At 40.0% G+C, this 17,998-nt stretch carries 19 protein-coding genes; 13 read left to right on the top strand and 6 right to left on the bottom strand.

What is annotated here, in order from left to right; translation table 11 throughout:
• Positions 1-20: 20 nt before the first annotated feature.
• From H9L23_RS01960 to H9L23_RS01935, 6 genes are read left to right on the top strand one after another with little or no spacing between them, the layout of a single operon-like run.
• Positions 21-461 carry a YHS domain-containing (seleno)protein gene (locus tag H9L23_RS01960; protein WP_187593420.1) on the top strand — a complete coding sequence of 147 codons (441 nt, stop codon included), beginning with the start codon at positions 21-23 and terminating at the stop codon, positions 459-461.
• A 12-nt stretch (positions 462-473) separates the two neighbouring features.
• Positions 474-890, top strand: coding sequence for a DoxX family protein (locus H9L23_RS01955; RefSeq protein WP_187593419.1), 417 nt, complete (start codon positions 474-476; stop codon positions 888-890).
• Entirely contained in the window at positions 880-1,368 is a 489-nt protein-coding gene (locus tag H9L23_RS01950) for a DinB family protein (protein WP_187593418.1), read from the top strand. The genes H9L23_RS01955 and H9L23_RS01950 overlap by 11 nt, the downstream gene beginning before the upstream one ends.
• Positions 1,356-1,619, top strand: coding sequence for an NRDE family protein (locus H9L23_RS01945; protein WP_187593417.1), 264 nt, complete (start codon positions 1,356-1,358; stop codon positions 1,617-1,619). The genes H9L23_RS01950 and H9L23_RS01945 overlap by 13 nt, the downstream gene beginning before the upstream one ends.
• A gap of 26 nt (positions 1,620-1,645) precedes the next feature.
• The gene (locus tag H9L23_RS01940) at positions 1,646-3,064 is read left to right on the top strand and encodes an ATP-grasp domain-containing protein (RefSeq protein WP_223191027.1); all 1,419 of its coding nucleotides are present in this window, start codon (positions 1,646-1,648) and stop codon (positions 3,062-3,064) included.
• Between the two features lies 1 nt (position 3,065).
• Positions 3,066-3,512, top strand: a complete 447-nt coding sequence (locus H9L23_RS01935) for a thioredoxin family protein (protein WP_187593416.1) — start codon at positions 3,066-3,068, stop codon at positions 3,510-3,512.
• Positions 3,513-4,056: 544 nt separating this feature from the next.
• On the opposite strand, the gene H9L23_RS01930 is transcribed toward H9L23_RS01935, so the two are convergent.
• A complete protein-coding gene (locus H9L23_RS01930; RefSeq protein ID WP_187593415.1) occupies positions 4,057-4,239 on the bottom strand; it encodes a hypothetical protein in 183 nt (60 codons plus the stop codon).
• 392 nt (positions 4,240-4,631) lie between these two features.
• On the opposite strand from H9L23_RS01930, the gene H9L23_RS01925 reads away from it, so the two are divergent.
• The 3 genes from H9L23_RS01925 to H9L23_RS01915 all read left to right on the top strand — a co-directional run bounded on the left by H9L23_RS01925 (position 4,632) and on the right by H9L23_RS01915 (position 6,513).
• On the top strand, positions 4,632-5,210 hold the full coding sequence (locus tag H9L23_RS01925) for a fasciclin domain-containing protein (RefSeq protein ID WP_187593414.1): 579 nt from the start codon (positions 4,632-4,634) through the stop codon (positions 5,208-5,210).
• Between the two features lie 207 nt (positions 5,211-5,417).
• The gene (locus H9L23_RS27010) at positions 5,418-5,747 is read left to right on the top strand and encodes a DUF1223 domain-containing protein (RefSeq protein WP_187595383.1); all 330 of its coding nucleotides are present in this window, start codon (positions 5,418-5,420) and stop codon (positions 5,745-5,747) included.
• A 457-nt stretch (positions 5,748-6,204) separates the two neighbouring features.
• A complete protein-coding gene (locus H9L23_RS01915; protein ID WP_317175281.1) occupies positions 6,205-6,513 on the top strand; it encodes a molybdopterin-dependent oxidoreductase in 309 nt (102 codons plus the stop codon).
• A 31-nt stretch (positions 6,514-6,544) separates the two neighbouring features.
• On the opposite strand, the gene msrA is transcribed toward H9L23_RS01915, so the two are convergent.
• Both msrA and msrB read right to left on the bottom strand, forming a co-directional pair.
• Complete coding sequence (msrA, locus tag H9L23_RS01910) at positions 6,545-7,207, bottom strand: peptide-methionine (S)-S-oxide reductase MsrA (protein ID WP_187593413.1); 663 nt, start codon at positions 7,205-7,207, stop codon at positions 6,545-6,547.
• A gap of 10 nt (positions 7,208-7,217) precedes the next feature.
• Positions 7,218-7,718 (bottom strand): peptide-methionine (R)-S-oxide reductase MsrB, encoded by a 501-nt coding sequence (msrB, locus tag H9L23_RS01905; protein WP_187593412.1) that lies wholly within the window; start codon positions 7,716-7,718, stop codon positions 7,218-7,220.
• A 1,585-nt stretch (positions 7,719-9,303) separates the two neighbouring features.
• Between msrB and H9L23_RS01900 the strand changes: the two genes are divergently transcribed.
• Positions 9,304-10,512, top strand: a complete 1,209-nt coding sequence (locus H9L23_RS01900; protein ID WP_187593411.1) for an ATP-binding protein — start codon at positions 9,304-9,306, stop codon at positions 10,510-10,512.
• Between the two features lie 169 nt (positions 10,513-10,681).
• Here H9L23_RS01900 and H9L23_RS01895 read toward each other — a convergent pair whose 3' ends face one another.
• Positions 10,682-12,745: a sulfatase-like hydrolase/transferase gene (locus H9L23_RS01895; RefSeq protein ID WP_187593410.1), complete on the bottom strand. Its 2,064-nt coding sequence runs from the start codon at positions 12,743-12,745 to the stop codon at positions 10,682-10,684.
• 37 nt (positions 12,746-12,782) lie between these two features.
• The gene (locus tag H9L23_RS01890; RefSeq protein ID WP_187593409.1) at positions 12,783-14,219 is read right to left on the bottom strand and encodes a sulfatase; all 1,437 of its coding nucleotides are present in this window, start codon (positions 14,217-14,219) and stop codon (positions 12,783-12,785) included.
• 386 nt (positions 14,220-14,605) lie between these two features.
• Between H9L23_RS01890 and H9L23_RS01885 the strand changes: the two genes are divergently transcribed.
• Complete coding sequence (locus tag H9L23_RS01885) at positions 14,606-15,109, top strand: RNA polymerase sigma factor (protein ID WP_187593408.1); 504 nt, start codon at positions 14,606-14,608, stop codon at positions 15,107-15,109.
• A gap of 167 nt (positions 15,110-15,276) precedes the next feature.
• Here the strand turns inward: H9L23_RS01885 and H9L23_RS01880 are convergent, their stop codons facing one another.
• Positions 15,277-15,924: a response regulator transcription factor gene (locus H9L23_RS01880; RefSeq protein ID WP_187593407.1), complete on the bottom strand. Its 648-nt coding sequence runs from the start codon at positions 15,922-15,924 to the stop codon at positions 15,277-15,279.
• 475 nt (positions 15,925-16,399) lie between these two features.
• Here H9L23_RS01880 and H9L23_RS01875 point away from each other — a divergent pair, with 475 nt between their 5' ends.
• On the top strand, positions 16,400-16,981 hold the full coding sequence (locus tag H9L23_RS01875) for a YciE/YciF ferroxidase family protein (protein WP_187593406.1): 582 nt from the start codon (positions 16,400-16,402) through the stop codon (positions 16,979-16,981).
• A 400-nt stretch (positions 16,982-17,381) separates the two neighbouring features.
• Positions 17,382-17,960: a hypothetical protein gene (locus H9L23_RS01870; protein WP_187593405.1), complete on the top strand. Its 579-nt coding sequence runs from the start codon at positions 17,382-17,384 to the stop codon at positions 17,958-17,960.
• Positions 17,961-17,998 lie beyond the last annotated feature (38 nt).

Genomic DNA, 17,998 nt, shown 5'->3' with positions numbered 1-17,998 from the left:
CAAACTAATTTAAACACAATATGAAACGAACCATCATCATTGCAATACTTGCAACTTTTAGTTTTTTAAACGCCAGTGCGCAAAAATCAGCAGTATTTGTATCAGGCGGTAAAGCCATAAAAGGATATGACCCGGTTGCTTTCTTTAAACAGTCTAAGGCAGTTAAAGGCGTAGACAGCCTTTCCTACGAGTGGAACAACGCCACCTGGCTTTTTGCAAATACCGAAGACTTGAACACGTTTAAGGCAACGCCCGAAAAATATGCTCCGGAATACGGTGGCTATTGTGCTTATGGTACTGCCGACGGACATAAAGCCACTACGCAAACCGATACCTGGACCATTGTGAACGACAAGCTTTATTTCAACTACAATTCTAAAGTGAAAGAGATGTGGTCGAAAGACCAAAGCAACCTGATTATCAAGGCGGACCAGCAATGGCCGACAATAAAAAATCAATAAACCTTAACCATCATGACGACTAAAACCTCTAATATAGTTATCTGGGCACTGCGCCTGATGGCCGCAGCGATCATGCTGCAAACCCTGTTCTTTAAATTTACTGCCGCTCCTGAATCGGTCTACATCTTCACCAAATTGGGAATGGAACCCTGGGGCCGCATCGGTATCGGCTGTGTGGAACTGATTGCCTCGGTATTGATCCTGATCCCCCGGACCACCAGTTTGGGCGCGCTAACAGGTGTTGGTATTATCACCGGCGCTATCTTTTTCCACCTGACGAAATTAGGGATCAACGTGCAAAATGATGGCGGTAAATTATTTATATTAGCGATACTCACCTTTAGCAGTTGTACAGCGCTGGTATTCTTATTAAGGAAGCAATTACTCGATTATATTCCCTTTATAAAATCCGGGCCTTATGCAGTTTAAAGAATCGATAACTCATTTGATTGAACAATTATGCGTAACTATAGCAGCATTAACCAATGAGCAGTTTACGCAGCCTGTAACAGTTTTATCCGGTTCCACCATCGGACAGCATACCCGCCATATCCTAGAGTTTTTCATTGAGCTCAACAAAGGTTATTTGAGTGGTGCAGTTGATTATGATCAGCGACAAAGAAGCTATGAGTTAGAAAGCAATAGAGATACTGCTATAACGCATTTGCAAAATATAAGCGATAGTTTAGGAAAACCAGATAGGGAATTATGTCTTATTGTAAATTATGGAGATAAACAGAGCATTGCCACCAATTATTACAGGGAACTTGTTTATAATATGGAGCACACCGTTCATCATATGGCTTTGATCCGCATAGGCGTTAATGCGGTTTCGATCATTGAAATTCCGCCGGGATTCGGCATTGCGGCTTCAACATTAAAATTCAGACAAGCATGTGCACAGTAACCTATATCCCAACAAATGATGGCTTTTACCTAACCTCTAACCGCGACGAACACCGTCATCGTAGCCCCGCCCTTGCCCCTGCAATTTACAAAGCGTTTGATGGCGATGTACTTTACCCAAAAGATCCTGACAAAAATGGCAGTTGGATAGCCGCTAAAGCAACCGGAAACATCGTAGTACTTTTGAATGGAGCATTTGTAAAGCACAATCAAAAACCTACCTATACTAAAAGCAGGGGGCAATCGTCTTAGAAGCAATAGGTTCTGATAAGCCCGATTTGTATTTTAAAGCAGCTAATCTATTTGATGTGGAACCCTTTACTTTAGTTGTTTGTGCAAACAAATTACTTTATGAATGCCGTTGGGATGGCAATAAAAAACATCTAACATCGCTTGACAAAAAAAGAGCTTATATCTGGAGTTCCCCAACACTTTATAATGAAGCAATTCAAGCTGATAAAGCTCGCCAATTTAAAAAATGGTTAAAGTCGGACATTCCCCTGGATAGCAGCTCAGTAATGGGCTTTCACGAGAGTGAACGGTTGAGCGGCCCTATTAGCACAGTTAGTATTACCAGTATCCGAATGTCATCCGGCAAAATCACCATGACTTATGATGACCTAAAAACCGGCTCGCGACACGTAGAAAAATTAAACGCGTTTAAGCAAAAGATACCTTGGCTGGGCTTACGCATCCTCTTTGTCAAATTATTTAACTGGGAATACTGGCCCTATTATATGGTTTATATTCCGGTGATGTTTTACTGGCTTTGGCTAAGCATCAAATCGCGTTCGATGTTCTTTTTTAATACCGCCAACCCCGGCATGAAGAACGGCGGATTTGCTATGGATAATAAAAATGATATTTATGCCCATATCCCATCGCAACATTGTCCTAAAACTTTGTTGATTAAAGCAGGTACCGCACTCGACTTTATTGGAATGCAACTACCGCTGATAGCAAAACCTGATATAGGACAACGCGGCCTGCAGGTTAAGCTGCTTAACACACTTGACGACCTTGCACAATATGCGCGTAACAGCAAGGTAGATTTTTTGTTACAGGAATACATAAGCTTCCCCAACGAAGCGGGGATATTTTATAGCCGGATGCCGGGCAGCAATAAAGGTACTGTAACCGGTATTGTGGGTAAGGAACTGATGAATGTTACTGGCGACGGAAAATCAACAATATTGGAATTACTGGTTAAAAATCCAAGATACCTGCTACAAATCCAGTCGCTAACAAAGACCGATAGCAGCATGTTGCAAAATGTTTTGCCTGTCGGCGAAACTTACTATCCCGCCCCTTATGGCAACCATAGTCGCGGCGCTAAATTCAGCGATCTGAGCCACCAGATAAGCCTGGATCCATTACAACACATCGACGCAGTTTGCAAAAAGATTCCAGGTTTTTTTTACGGCCGCTTAGATATTAAGTACAGTAGCTGGTCCGAGCTGTGCGCGGGTAGATTCATGATAATTGAAGTTAACGGGGCTGCCAGCGAACCTGCCCATATATACGACCCCAAACACTCTATCTTTTTTGCCTGGAAGGAGATCATTCGTCACTGGGACATCTTATACCGGATAAGCAAACAAAACCGCCAAAGTAAAGGCTTGGTGCACATGACGTACAGAGAAGGAATGTCAATGATCAAAAACAATAAACAATACGTAAATTTAACTACTGCCTAATATGAAGATCAAACCGAAATACATCCTAATGATAGTTGCACTTATAGGGATTGTGCTCTTTGGTGCTTGCCGTACCAAGTATAAACCCATGTTAAATTCGGATAGCGGCGTTCAGCTTAAATCAATATCTATTATCCAGGCTCAAACCGAAGCCAGGTCGGCAGGAAAACCATTGTTTGTTTTTATTCATGCCAGCTGGTGCCCAACCTGTAAAAAAATGGAACATGAAGTTTTAGTTGAAAAGCAGGTTGGAGATACTTATAATTCAAAATTCATCAATGCGGCTATTGATATCGATAGCGAGGATGGCAAAAAGCTAAAAGAACTGTACCCAATTAGGGCTACCCCAACACTATTTTTCTTTAAAGCTGATGGTACCCTTGCCAAAAAATGGGAAGGATATGCAACTTTAGAAAAACTTGTTTCACTATCTGCAGAGATAAACTAATATGGAATAATATGGCCCATTACTTCATCCTTATCAAAGATTACTTATTCCACCAAGCTTATTTACACAAGCTGAATCCTTGGCTGTTTGGTATTTTTTACCTGTTAAGTAAGTTATTATTTCTCATCTTCCTTGGTCGGGCAGTTAAAAATTTAAAGCAAAAACAGTCTTTTTTACTGCCTTTGCTTTTTGCTGCTTTAGGCTACAGCTTGCCCTATCTGTATATGATTATCTCTGGCAAAAATATCCCACTTTGGATCTTTATGGTGATCACGCTCATTTATCTGTTCAGTGGTTGGTCCATTTACAAAAAATTACGCGAAGTAAGATAAGAAACCGCATGAGATTGTGTTCTTAAACTGGATGGCTAAATAGATCAATAAGCTGAGTCCCCCCTATACCTATGGCAAAAGGTATACTAAAATGCATCTTTTAAAAATGCTTTGCATTGCAATTGATGTACCAGATTATTTCCTTCCTTAAATTACCATAAAAAAAGGGCCACCAATTTACTGGATGCCCTTTTAAGGTTGAAGGATAAGGATTACATTTTGTTCATGGTATCTTTCATCATGGTGTCCTTCATCATGGTATCTTTCATCATGGTGTCAGTCATCGAAGAATCTGCCATCTTAGAATCAGCACTGTCAGCTTTTTTTCCTGAACAGGCTGCGAACGTTAGCGATAAGGCTAAGGCCAAAAAGCCTAATTTGAATGCATTTTTCATTTTGTTTTGTTTTGAAGTTTAAATTAATTACTTGTTTATTAATACAATAGCATTAAAAAAGGTAACCCTTTATTTTCATTAGTCTAACGTTTATTCCTTTTGGGAGTTCGAAATTATTGCCCTCAGGGAATTTTAACAGATTTCTGTGCTTTTCAATAGCTTAAGGTTAAGATATCCCTTGAAAGTATGGCGTGCGTAAACAACTGCCCGGGCAATATAAGTAGTCGCCTGATCCTGGGCCTTAACACAGAAGTTTATCAAAAAACATCAGATCCAAGGATACTTATCATTTTAAACAACTGAAAGTCAATAATATTAAAATATATATTTTCATATTCAACATCCATGTTTTATCCATTCTGCGTACATGGAGATATAACAGAACGAAAAACATGAAAAGAATTTTCTTATCAGCAGTTGCTATAGTAGCTATCGCATTTGCTTCAAATACTACGGTTCAGGCGCAGTCAAAAATGAGTATGTCGGCTGGCACCAAAATGGTCGGAGGTGCAGCAATGTATCCCACCAAGGATATTATCGATAATGCAGTAAATTCAAAAGACCATACCACGCTGGTAGCGGCGGTAAAGGCTGCAGGCCTGGTAGAAACCCTGAAAGGCAAAGGCCCTTTTACGGTGTTTGCGCCAACAAACAGTGCTTTTGATAAACTACCAAAAGGAACAGTGGAGACTTTGCTTAAACCTGCAAATAAAACAATGTTAACCAAAGTTTTAACCTACCATGTTATTGCAGGTAAAATGGACAGTAAAGCCATTGCAGCTGCGATCAAAAAAGGAAACGGGAAAGCAGAATTTACAACTGTTGAGGGCGGAAAACTTTGGGCATGGATGAAAGCAAGTAAACTGATGTTAAAAGATGAAAAAGGCGGCATGAGTATGGTAACTATTGCAGATGTAAACCAGAAAAACGGGGTAATACATGTAGTAGACACGGTTTTAATGCCGAAATAATTATTTCATTTACAATGAATATTGAATGCCGCTTGGGGAATTTCCAGGCGGCTTTTTTATGTCAAAAAAATACCGCTAATACCAGGTGCAGGAAAAATTCAATAGTACCTGATCATGGCATTATTGAAACTGAGAGTAGTCTTCCTTCCCATTCACAAGTACGGTATGCACATTGAACTTTCCGCTTGCAAAGCATAGAAAAAATTTATAATCGTTATCCCCCTTTCAGGACAGACTGGAAAAAGTCTGACCCTAGCCTACCGGTCCAACCAGTCAACCCCGGGCTATCACCTACAGGTTGCGCAGATAACACCCAATGCAAGCAACAAAATTGAACGTGGGGAAAATAAAGAGAGAACACTTTCGCATGTACAGGTTGTGCGCAGCCTGGAAAATTTCAGCCTGAATGGGAAAAAGAATGGAAGTATAAATTTCCTTCCTGCAAAAGGAATCCAGCAGGGCAGTGCCGAAATCATTGCCTTATTGCAAAATGACAAAACGGGACAGATAACTGCGGCGGCCAAAATTAAATTTTAAGGCTGAAAGGTCAGATCCTTTACAAGCAGAATTTCGTTAATGATATAAAATATTCCGATGAAAGAAATCAAGGAAAAGCATGTACTTCTGATGCGCTGAACACACTGGGTAAACTTCCCGGTGCTAACGGTAATGATCTGGAGCGGTTTATTTATTTACTGGGCAAATGATGCCTATGGCATTTCTATTTTCGGCTTTACCCTGATCAGATTTTTTCCCGAATGGTTTTATAACTATTTCCACATCCCCAGCGGCTTGCCGAGGGTATGGCTTTCCATTTTCTGTTTATGTGGTTCTTCTTCCTCAACGGACTGCTTTATATTAGCTACACTCTATTTTCGGGGCATGGAGGGAGCCTGTCCCTAAAAGAAACTCGTTCAAAGAAGCCTGGCAGGTACTTCTTCATTTTAAGTGTGTCGAGGGCTGGGACCAGATCCAGCACTGGGCCGGGGTCAGTTTGAGCAATTTTTTATTGCATTACAAACTTGATAAACTCGGCGAGAAAAACTACATGGGACTGGAAACCCCGAACGGTGAGTATTATGTAGGGCTGGAAAGGGACAGCGTTCTCCATCCACAAACAATTTTAGCCTACGAGATGAACGGAAAACCGATAACCAGTGATCATGGTGCGCCTTTGAGGTTGATTATCCCGGTAAAATACGGCATCAAAAACCTTAAACGAATCGGGCTAATGTCTTTCAGCGACCAGCGTCCAAAAGATTACTGGGCGGAACAGGGCTATGACTATTATTCCGGCCTATAAAAAAGGGGAACCGAAACAATCCCCCAGCTCATCAGATTTTATCCTTATACTCCGGCCTGATCAGTGCATTCATGCTTTTCCTGAGCTTCAGCACCTTGGGCCTGGAAACGCCCTGAATGTAGCCATTATCCGGATTTAGCCTATAATAGTCCTGATGATAATTTTCTGCAGGATAGAATACTTTAAAGGGCACCACCTGGGTAATGATCTTATCGCTGTAATGGTGACCGGCATTAACCCTGGCCATTACCTGTTCCAATATTTTCTTTTCTTCAGGATTTCTGTAAAAAGCGACCGAGCGGTAATCTTCTCCTTCATCAGGACCCTGCCGGTTCAGCGTGGTTGGATCATGGGCGTAAAAAAATGCCTCCGAGAGCTGGGCATAGCTGATTATGGTTGGATCATAATAAACCTCGACAGACTCGGCGTGGCCTGTATTATCCGAACAGACCTCTTCATAGGTCGGGTTTTTTACCGTTCCCCCAGAATAGCCGGACACAACTTTATCCACGCCTTTCAGTTCGCTCATACCCTCGGCCAGTGCCCAGAAACATCCACCGGCAAAGGTTGCCACTTTTTCATTTGCCTTTGGTCTGGGTAAGTCCGCAAACCCCTGCTGATTCTTTTTCGTCTGTGCATCCGTGCATGATGCAAGGAAAACCAGTACAACCAGCCATAATTTATATATTTTCATGATTGTACAATTATTTTGATGGAATAAATTTCAGTGCATAGGAATTCATGCAGTACCGCTGACCGGTCGGTTCCGGGCCGTCATCAAATACATGTCCCAGATGGAGGCCCGTGCTTGCCTCGACAACTTCATCCCTGACCATGCCGTCAGATGTATCACGGACTACTTTAACCGCTTTGGGATCAATGGGTTTGAAAAAGCTTGGCCAGCCTGTGCCGGATTCAAATTTAGTGTCGGAACTGAAGAGTGGTTTTCCCGTAGCGGCACTTACATAAATCCCTTTTTTGTGGTTATTCCAAAAGGGGTTTTTGTATGGCGTTTCCGTTGCACTGTTCACCATGATATCATAGGCCTGCGCAGAAAGCACCTGCTTCCAGTAAGCTGATGTTTTTGCCCCGGGATATTTTTTGATATCTCTTGAAAGTGTTTCTTTATCTGAGGGTTTATTCTGACCACAGGCATTCAATGCCAGTCCCAGAAACAGTATGCTTAATAATTTTAAATTTCTCATATCTCCATTGGTCGTTAGAAAACTTAAATCCTTACAAAAGCCCGCGGAATATTTTTACCTAAGGGGCTCAGGTAATTTAATTTACGCATAAAACGCCTGGCTGGTTCTTCATCGGATTGTCAGTATAAACCACACCCAAGTGACGCCTTCCCGCCGACAATAAATTCCGGATAAAAGGGAATCAAATTCGTTTTACAATAGAAGGTGAACCCGTTGAAGATAATCTGAATTAAAGCATTAGAAAATCCCGTAGAATTTCAAAAAACCATGAGGCTACGCTTCCAGAAAATATGTTGACAGAGAAAGGAGAGAGTTGAGGAGCGGATATACCACAGGAATATAAAGTTCATTAAAAAGGCCATCTGATGGAAAATAAACCTTTAAGTTGTTGGACTTCCTACTCGATTATAATACTTGGAATGCACTTTTCGGTGTTCTAACTCTCTCCTCCCATGCTTACAACTATGCTGATTGACTTCTCACAAATTCTACTTTAATTTTATTAGATATTACTCCAAGCCATAATAAGAATTACTTACACTTATATATTTAAGAAAATGTGCATTGAAATGAGGGCTCAGCTTATTTCGAATTTGATTTGAAACCGATGACATTAAAGACATCTTTTGACATAAAAATACAATAGTTTTGTTTAGTAAACAATACTGGTTATCAACATGTTACAAGCGAAGGTTCGACTCTCTTCGCTCCTTCCGAAATAAGATTACAAGATGCTCTGACCAGTAGCCGTAGGTTGTATTATTAACATCACTAATTAAGCATTCCTTTAATTAATTATAAAATTTCTATCTTTACAGAATAGCATTTGCAGTTAAGAAAGTACAGGTGAGTGATTCGGTGAGTCAGTTATCAGAAGTGTCTTTTAAACCATATAAAGCGAGATTTAATGGATGGTTTCAGTTCCCCCACTCTCCGCCGAGGTATCAAAACCTAGATCAAGCCTGAAATCGAAAGATTTCAGGCTTTTTTCGTTTCCGGAATACCACTCCATTTACTCACCGAATAAGACTTAAACCATTAGCTATCAAGCTGTTTATCAAGTAAACATCTTGATTTGCCTGCAAAGTTAGATTTGTTAACCATTAAGGTGAGTACTATGAAAACTAATTTTAGCTTGCTCTTTTATTTAAAAAGGCAAAAAAACAATCAATTTGGACCTGTAGTGGATAAACCAATTCACCTGACCCCTACACGCCAAGACATTAACACAAAAATAATCAATAAGTTACCCTAGATTAATTTGTGGTGGGACGGCGTTAATTGATTATGGTTTATAATACTTTTGCATGCACTTTTCGATGTTCTAACTCTCTCTTCCCATGCTTCCAACTATGCTGATTGACTCCTCACAAGTTCTACTTTAATTTTATTAGATATTACTCCAAGCCATAATAGGAATCACTTACACCTATATATTTAAGAAAATGTGCATTGAAATGAGGGCTCAACTTATTTCAAATTTGATTTGAAACCGATGACATAAAAGATATCTTTTGACATAAAAATACAATAGTTTTGTTTAGTAAACAAAACTATTGTATTTTTATGTCAAACACTTTTTTTTATGATACTTCAAAGCATCCTCAGCCAAATCATCCAGGCGCAAAGCCTGAACATTGCTAACAAGGACATAGGGCTAAAACGAGACACACTTCCATTGTTGCCAAATTTAGCAGCCCATGCCCTGATTGTATCAGGCATAAGGAGATGTGGAAAAAGCACTTTGTTATTTCAATTATTAAACAGTAAATACCCTGATGCACTATACCTCAATTTTGAAGATCCCAGATTATATGAATTTGAAAACAACGATTTTTTAAGGTTAGACAATTTGATTCGAGAGCAGAACATTTCAGTGTTAATGTTTGATGAAATCCAAATTATACCAGAATGGGAAAGATATGTACGCCAAAAATTAGATGAAGGCTATAAAATCGTAGTTACCGGCTCAAACGCTTCCCTACTAAGCAGGGAGTTAGGAACAAAACTTACAGGGCGACATATTACTAAAGAGTTATTTCCATTTTCTTATCATGAGTTCATTTCTTACCAGAAATTAGAACCTTCATCCGAATCATTAATTAGCTATCTGGAAATCGGTGGCTTTCCGGAGTACATAAAAGAAAGAACTGACGATATTCTAAACCATCTTTTCGAAGATATATTAATTCGTGACATTGTAGTTCGATACAACATCAAAGACGTAAGAACATTACAGCGTTTAGCTCAGTATTTAATTTCAAACGTTGGAAAGCCAGTATCAGGCAATAAGCTTAAAAATATTTTTGAAGTGGGGGCTACCAGTACTGTATTGGAATATTTATCGCATATGGAATATTCCTATTTATTGCATTTTGTCCCTAAGTTTAGTTATTCTCTAAAAAAACAAATTGCAAACCCAAGAAAGGTATATGCAATTGATACAGGCCTTATCAACGTCAATTCAGGATCTTTTACCGAAGATAGTGGGCGCAAATTCGAGAATCTCATCTTTTTACATCTTCGCCGGACTCATAAAGAAATCTATTATTTTTCGGAAAAAGGAGAATGTGATTTTATTATATTTAAAAATGGGGCTTTTCATCAAGCCATTCAAGTATGTTATGAATTAAACCCGGATAACTTGGATAGAGAAATCAATGGTATGATTGAAGCCCTGGAATTATTTAATAGTAAGGAAGGGACTTTAATCACTACTTCACAAAAAGATCAATTCGAAAAGAATGGAAAGATCATTCATGTAATTCCCGCCTATGAATACTTATTGAAGTAGCACTACAAGACCTAGAATATTATTATTTTCGGTATATACGCTTCAAAATCAAGAAAATACCACTAAGGTGTTCTAATGAACTCCCCCATTCTCCGCCTGAAAAACTAAAGCCTGAAATCATGCGATTTCAGGCTTTTCAGTTATTTATACCCGCTGTTTAACAGAGTTGCTAGTGGCAGAAAGCATACTGCGAAATAGGCTGTTTGGTAAATGAAGCGGAAGACCATTCTAAATTAACATTTCCCTTCTCATGCTTAAATCTTTGATAATAAAGTTTAATGGGGTGCAGACCTGCTTTTAACTTGATCGTACTCTGCTTATCGCTTTTTGGGGTATAGCCAAAATCTTCATCGATTAATACCGCATTATGTATCCTGAGAAATGCTTTACCTTTGGAAGCCAGATAAAAAGTATAATTTCCATCGGCCGGGATTTTGATAAAGCCCTCAACTGTTATAAAGTTACCAGCATCCTTATTGGTTATTTGAGGCGCTAAACCAACGCTTTTACCACTAGAAATGATGCTTAGCCCCTTGGTATTGGGTAGCCATTCCGTTGCCGACCTGTAGCTTTTCCATAACAATCCCTTGCTTACAGTGGTATTCAGTATGGCAGGCACCGCTACAGTATCATAAGGTCTTTTAGCCTCTACGTCTATCCGGCGCACCTGTAATACCATATCTTTCATTTTACGCTGAAGTGAATCCATATTTTGAGTTTCGGCCAGATTATACTGCTGATGAGGATCTTTTAATACATCAAAAAACTGGAAATTATCGTTCTGTGATTTTATATCATACCTCAAGCCAACAATGTTCCCAAACCTGATCATCTGCATCTGGTTCCTGATCCTGCCACGGTTTACACTTGCATATTCCGGGTAAGAAGGTGTTTTACCACCTTCAAAATATTCCGAATAGATCAGACTCTCCTTTTGTTTACCTTTTCCGGTCAAGGATGGCAACAAAGAAACACCATCTGATACTGCCGGTGCAGGTAAGTTGGCCGCATCTAAAAATGTAGGCATCCAATCATACGAGATACTAGGTGAATTTACAACGGTATGTGCAGGGATGTGCCCAGTCCACCTGGCAATAACCGGCATACGCATGCCGCCTTCCAATACATCTCTTTTTATACCGTCAAACGGACCAAAACTGCTGAAAAAGTTAGCATCATAACGCACATAAGGTTTCGGAAGATAAGACTCTATGGATGGCCCGTTATCAGAACTAAAAACCACTAAGGTATTCGAATCGATCTTCAGGTCTTTAAGTAATTGCAAAAGATCTCCAACCTCATCATCAATCCTCCTTGTTGAAGTGGCAAACCTTTTATAGGTATCGGGCCATGGTTTCTCAGGGGTTGTGGCGTTATGGTCATCATCATAAGTGGCATTAATATAATCCGGATGTGTCCAGCTATCAGGTGTGCCTGTTGCTGTATTGATCATTTTTCCGGCTGTTCCGAGCCATTGTAAACCGCCGTTTAGCCCTCCACCAGCAGGATAGGCAGATGTAGGAAGTTCTAAAACGGCATGCGGTGTATCATAGGCCAAAAACATAAAAAATGGCTGGTCCGGTTGTTGTCCTTTGCTATGGTCGATAATCCACTTTTTCGCTCTTGCTGTCCAAAGATCACCGGTATAACATTTATCCAAACCTTCACTTACCTCTGTTTTATTTTCCCAGACCTCTTTCTTCCCCCTGTACAGCCCCTCTTTTGGATAGTGTTCGTGTCCATCGGAGTGGCGCATGTAGCCATAATAGTAATCGAAGCCCCTGTTTAACGGATGAGCAGACCATTCTTTAGTACCCTGAAGTCCCCATTTGCCAATGGCTACTGTAGTATAACCCGCTTTTTGCATTACATTGCCTAAAGTATAATTATCGGCCAGTGCCTTATCAAATTGATTATCCCTTACATTGGCATGGCCCTGGCTCTGTCCAAGTAGAATTGATGCCCTGGATGGTGCACATACCGGAGCTGAACAATAATGCTGGGGAAGCGTAGCTCCTGAACCGGCCATTTCATCCAGGTGTGGCGTAAGGGTAAATGGCTTGGTCCTATCGGGATTGGCAGCCCTCTTATTCTGAAAAAACACGCCAACATCACCATAGCCAAGATCATCAGTGAGGATAAAGATAATATTAGGTTTCTTTTGTTCCTGTGCATAACTGCTGCCGGCCAGGAATATATTGGTTAAAATCAGAAGGTAAAAAACAGGTTTCATCTCGTAAATGTGGTAAATCTTTCGTTATATTTAATACTTAATTTTCGCCCCCCACGGTACCTTGAACAGCTTTGTTGGTTGCCGTGATTTTAGTGGGAAGCGGGGCTTTGGTTTTTTCCATCCAGCTTAAAAGATCAGCTAAAAGCTCATCTCTTTTGGCTTCGTTAGTATTGGCCAGGTTAAGGTGCTCCCCTTCGTCGGTTTTGATATTGTATAGTTCTACAGCATTATTTTCTTTGATTCTGGCTTTCCCTCCATCTAACATCCATTCTTCAAGATAAAGATGGAGTTTAAAATCTCCTTTTCTAATCACAGCGACCGGCCTGGTGCGGAATACCTTATCGCGTCCCCTGATCACAGGGTTATCCAGGTAGCCAGGGAAATACCAGTATATCGATTTCCTGATGGTTTCAGTTTTTTGTCCCAATAAAAGCGGCATCAGGTCTTCGCCATCGCTTTTGAATTTTTTATCGCCTGCCAGCGACATAAAGGTTGGGTAAAAATCGAGATTAATGATTGGTGTAGCATTTATGGCACCTGGTTTAATGTGATCAGGCCAGCAGGCAATAAACGGCTCTCTGATCCCGCCTTCATAATAGGAACCTTTATTTCCCCGGAGCGGCTCTTGTGATGATTGTTGTGTGGCGCCGTTATCGCTGGTAAAAATAACCAGGGTATTCTTTTCCAGTCCCGTTTTTTTCAAGAAATCCATTATCACACCTACACTTGCGTCAAAATCATAAGTACAGGCCGCATAAACGGCCATTTTATCGTTCAATCCCTTTTTCTTGAATTTTGCTATCGTTTCTGCTTTTGCTTCCAGTTTTGAATGGATTGCATTGTGGGCCAGATAAGCAAAAAAAGGTTTGTCTTTTGTATTTTGCATAAATTTAATGGCCGCATCGGTTAAATAGGCTACCCCTTTCGGATCAGCAGCTTCATTGCTCCCTTTAACCGATTGTTCTTTTGGGCCTTCTGTGTACTGATCGAAACCCTGTGCCTGTGGCTGGGTTGCCTTAGAATCAGCCAGATGCCATTTACCAAAAATAGCGGTAGCATATCCCTGATCTTTTAAGCCCTCGGCAATGGTTTTGAAGGATGGATTTAGCGCAACATTGTTTCGAACAGGAACAAGCTTCATGAGTTCAACAGGTCCACGTGTAGTGCTCCCCACTGCGTAAACGCCCGTTCTTGGCGAATACTTTCCGCTAATTAAAGCTGCCCTGCTGGGTGCACAATTGCCTGCGCCTGCATAAGCATTGTTAAATACCATTCCCTTTTTCGATAGGGCATCAATATTCGGGGTTTCCATAATCTTGCTCCCGGTAAAACCACAATCCATATAACCAAGATCATCTGTAAAAATCAGCAGGATATTGGGTTTGGCAACAGGCTTTTTGTTTTGGGCGTTGGCATTAAAGTATAATGTAAATACAAGAACAAATGTTAAAACAGGTTTAAAGGAATGGCTCATAAAACGATAACTAATGGGTAAAGGTGATGTGTTACAAACGAGAATAATCGATCAGGACAACGCATAAAATTACCAAACAAACTTAACAAATACTAAACAAAATAACCACCAGCAATTAACGGATTAGCACCAGATATTAACCTGCTATATAAACCTAAACCCAAGGCAATAGCAATAACTTACCCGTTCATGAAAAACTAAATTTTGCAACCATTTTTATAAAGGATGATACGACGTTGTAAACATGCTTTTAAATCACCTATTAAGTTAACACGTAAAAATACGGGGGAGGAGAAATCTACGTATCACACACCTGCTGGCCAATTTTGGCACATCCTGATGGTATGGGTTTTGTTTTGATTGGTTACACGCTAAAACAAAAAGTTATGACACAAAAAGAATTCAGTGAGACCATCAGTTTTCACGCGTCGTCACTTAGATCGCACGCGCTAAATTTTACCAGAGATCAGGAAGATGCCAACGACCTGCTGCAGGAAACCCTACTCAAGGCAACGCGTTTTGTATCCAAGTTTGAGGATGGTACCAACATCAAGGGATGGCTGTTTGTGATCATGAAAAACACTTTTATCAACAATTACAAAAAAGGCATCAAAAACCGTGACCGTACGGTACAGGAGGATGAGATTACTTCTGCCAATCTTTATTATAGTGCCACCACTAATGGTTCAGTAGGCAGTTTTGCCATGCAGGATATTAATCTGGCACTATCGATGCTGCCTGAAAAATATTCGGTTCCTTTTATCCGCTATTTTGAAGGCTATAAATACCATGAGATTGCCGACGAGATGCAACTGCCATTGGGTACGGTTAAAACATACATCCATGAGGCCAGGATCCAACTGAAAAAATACCTTAAACAATACCGCTAAAAAACCAAAAGAGGAAAGCAATGTTCAAATTACTTTCCTCTTTTTTGTACACCCACCCTGTAAAATTTTAAAAATCCTCAAGGCTAAACCCTGTAAAAACTACGCTTTCTACTGCGTTAATTACCTGAAATATTTTTTTTTTATTTTTGATTAAAGCAATAATTTTATCAGTTAAGAATTCCTTTGGTGTAGGCAAAACGCATCAGTGCCGCGGTATTTTTAGCACCTGTTTTATCGATCAGGTTTTGGCGGTGCCCTTCAACTGTACGACGGGAAATAAATAACCTGTCGGCCATTTCGATATTGGTAAGCCCCTGGCCGATCAGCTGTAGGATCTCGATCTCTCTTGAAGAAAATTCTGCTCCTTCAATGATGCTACCGGGCAAAACTGTCGACTCAATCACCTGGTCTACAATTTTTACAGAAAGTCCTGAACAGATATAACGCTCTCCTCCAACAATTCGGGATATGGCGAAGAACAATTCATCAGAATCGACTGATTTGGTCAGAAAACCCCTTGCTCCTGCCTTAACCGCCTGATAAAGATGGGAATTGTCTTCAAGCATTGAAATGACCAATACCGGAACCTGAAAATTTTTCTCTTTGAGCACGCTAATCATGGTAATGCCGTCCATAACGGGCATACCAATGTCCGACACGATAAGATCTGCCTGTAATCCTTCAGTTATTGCATCAATCACTTCCTGACCATTGTTGGCTTCAAAAACAATCTTATATTGGTTTGTGGATTCGAGGAGCATTTTAAGTCCGTTTCGAATGACTTTATGATCCTCTGCTAAAATGATATTTTTCATTGGGATTAGGCGTGATCAGGACAAGGCTTTTTTGGATTGTCGAAATATTCAGGCATTGAACTAACACGCCATACTCCATAAAGTTTTAAATAACGCTGTTCATTTTCTTCAAACAAATTAGCCTCAATTTAAATGAACTAACCGTTCGTATATTGAATACGGCTCCATTAATCTGTGCCGGAAATAAAATTTATTGGTTTAGCACTTGAGAAAATACCTTCTCTTCCCTGGCATTAGTCTAACAACCGATCTGCTGTGTGGGTATCAGTTCCGATATTCCAACACAGTGTTTTAGTCAGAATCGACCTACTCAACAAATTGTTTTGTCTTTCCCTTTAAAACACAAAACACGTAGCGGACCACAGCAGCCATAAATACGTATAAACTCCCGTGAAATTACCTGTTTTATTTATTCACTAAACCATATCGGGATGCGAACGGTTCTTAAATCAAACGAAAATCAATAATTAAGTATATGGCGACTACAACAAAAAAAGCTCCAGCTAAGGCTGCAAGCAAAACAACAACAAAAAAAGCTAGTGGCAATACCGCAGGCAAAATAGAACGTTCTGAATTTCACGAGTTTTTTGTGGATGAATTAAAAGATATTTATTGGGCAGAAAAACACCTGGTAAAGGCACTTCCTAAAATGAAAAAAGCTGCAACCAGTACCGAACTTGCCGCTGCATTTGAAAAACATACTCAGGAAACCCAAACCCACATTGATACATTGGAGCAGGTATTTGGTTTGCTTGACGAGAAACCGGCAGCAAAAAAATGCGATGCCATGGCAGGATTACTTGAAGAAGCGAATAGTATTATAGAAGATACCGATGCTGGCACCATGATCCGCGATGCGGGATTAATTTTAGCGGCACAAAAAGTAGAACATTACGAAATTGCTACTTATGGCACATTAAAGGTTTTTGCCGAAAACCTGGACCGTTCTGATGTAGCCGAACTTTTGGGTCAAACCCTGGAGAACGAAAAAGCGACAGATGTTGCACTTACAGAAATTGCAGTAAGCGCAATTAATGCCGAAGCTGCAGCGGAATAACAGGCAGAACAAGATGTTATAGATAGCTATAATATTTTTCACTACACTAAAAAATAAAGCCCGGGATCTTACGATTCCGGGCTTTGTTTTTTCTGCACCTTTTTTAATTTCCTGAGCTTATATCACTACGCTTTACCAATCATTTATTCTTTTTATGGAGTCTGCATGTCTATTCGTAGAGTTTATAAGCGCATTCACCTATTGTAGATTTTTATAACCTAATTATTTCTACAGCTTTGCCAAAATTTTTTAATGATCAATATGTATGCTCATGGCTAAGAATAAAAAAAGAACTTATCAGGCGTCTTCATCAATCTTTACCATAAACCAAAACTGCATCCGGCAAACAGCAAAACCGTAGTATAGAATTCACTTAACATTAACATAAAATACATTTACAATGAAAAAACTTTTAACTATTATTATTTTATCAACAACCACAATTTTTGCAGCTCAGGCACAGATTCAAAAAGGCAATGTAATGATTGGTGGAAATCTTGCCAATATCAATCTTGGACTTGACGCGCCAAATGTTCTTAGCTTCGACATTACCCCAAAAGCGGCATGGTTTATAGAGGATAATATTGCCTTAGGTGGCTATGTTAACTTCGGTCTCGAAACAGCGAAAAATTCGGGTACTATAACAAATTATGGTGTTGGTGCTTTAGGCCGCTATTATTCAGGTAAAAGTGTAGAAGTGCTTAAGCATGGCCGCTTTTTTGCTGAAGCAACAGCAGGCATTGGTGGTGTAAACGTTAGTAAAGGTGGTGGCAATACCAACGGCTTAAACTTAAGTGTTGGTCCGGGTTTTGCTTATTTTGTTACGTCTAATATCGGCCTTGAAACCTTATTTAAATATAATGGTTTAGTAGGTTTTGGCAGCGCTACCACCCAGAACAACCTGAATCTTTCATTTGGTTTACAGATTTATCTACCAGGAAAGAAAACAGCAAACAAGATTAAAAGCGATATTAAATAATTGGCTTATCCAACAAAATCAAAAGCTGTTACCCTTAC

This window comes from Pedobacter roseus, assembly GCF_014395225.1.
GTDB lineage: Bacteria > Bacteroidota > Bacteroidia > Sphingobacteriales > Sphingobacteriaceae > Pedobacter > Pedobacter roseus.
The sequence above is the reverse complement of the archived record's forward strand: the minus strand, read 5'-3'. Positions and strand labels throughout refer to the sequence as shown.

Bases quoted from the DNA above. Each gene is read 5' to 3' on its own strand.
- H9L23_RS01960 (WP_187593420.1), top strand. From the start codon at position 21: ATGAAACGAACCATCATCATTGCAATACTTGCAACTTTTAGTTTTTTA.
- H9L23_RS01955 (WP_187593419.1), top strand. From the start codon at position 474: ATGACGACTAAAACCTCTAATATAGTTATCTGGGCACTGCGCCTGATG.
- H9L23_RS01950 (WP_187593418.1), top strand. From the start codon at position 880: ATGCAGTTTAAAGAATCGATAACTCATTTGATTGAACAATTATGCGTA.
- H9L23_RS01945 (WP_187593417.1), top strand. From the start codon at position 1,356: ATGTGCACAGTAACCTATATCCCAACAAATGATGGCTTTTACCTAACC.
- H9L23_RS01935 (WP_187593416.1), top strand. From the start codon at position 3,066: ATGAAGATCAAACCGAAATACATCCTAATGATAGTTGCACTTATAGGG.
- H9L23_RS01930 (WP_187593415.1), bottom strand. From the start codon at position 4,239: ATGAAAAATGCATTCAAATTAGGCTTTTTGGCCTTAGCCTTATCGCTA.
- H9L23_RS01925 (WP_187593414.1), top strand. From the start codon at position 4,632: ATGAAAAGAATTTTCTTATCAGCAGTTGCTATAGTAGCTATCGCATTT.
- msrA (WP_187593413.1), bottom strand. From the start codon at position 7,207: ATGAAAATATATAAATTATGGCTGGTTGTACTGGTTTTCCTTGCATCA.
- msrB (WP_187593412.1), bottom strand. From the start codon at position 7,718: ATGAGAAATTTAAAATTATTAAGCATACTGTTTCTGGGACTGGCATTG.
- H9L23_RS01900 (WP_187593411.1), top strand. From the start codon at position 9,304: ATGATACTTCAAAGCATCCTCAGCCAAATCATCCAGGCGCAAAGCCTG.
- H9L23_RS01895 (WP_187593410.1), bottom strand. From the start codon at position 12,745: ATGAAACCTGTTTTTTACCTTCTGATTTTAACCAATATATTCCTGGCC.
- H9L23_RS01890 (WP_187593409.1), bottom strand. From the start codon at position 14,219: ATGAGCCATTCCTTTAAACCTGTTTTAACATTTGTTCTTGTATTTACA.
- H9L23_RS01885 (WP_187593408.1), top strand. From the start codon at position 14,606: ATGACACAAAAAGAATTCAGTGAGACCATCAGTTTTCACGCGTCGTCA.
- H9L23_RS01880 (WP_187593407.1), bottom strand. From the start codon at position 15,924: ATGAAAAATATCATTTTAGCAGAGGATCATAAAGTCATTCGAAACGGA.
- H9L23_RS01875 (WP_187593406.1), top strand. From the start codon at position 16,400: ATGGCGACTACAACAAAAAAAGCTCCAGCTAAGGCTGCAAGCAAAACA.
- H9L23_RS01870 (WP_187593405.1), top strand. From the start codon at position 17,382: ATGAAAAAACTTTTAACTATTATTATTTTATCAACAACCACAATTTTT.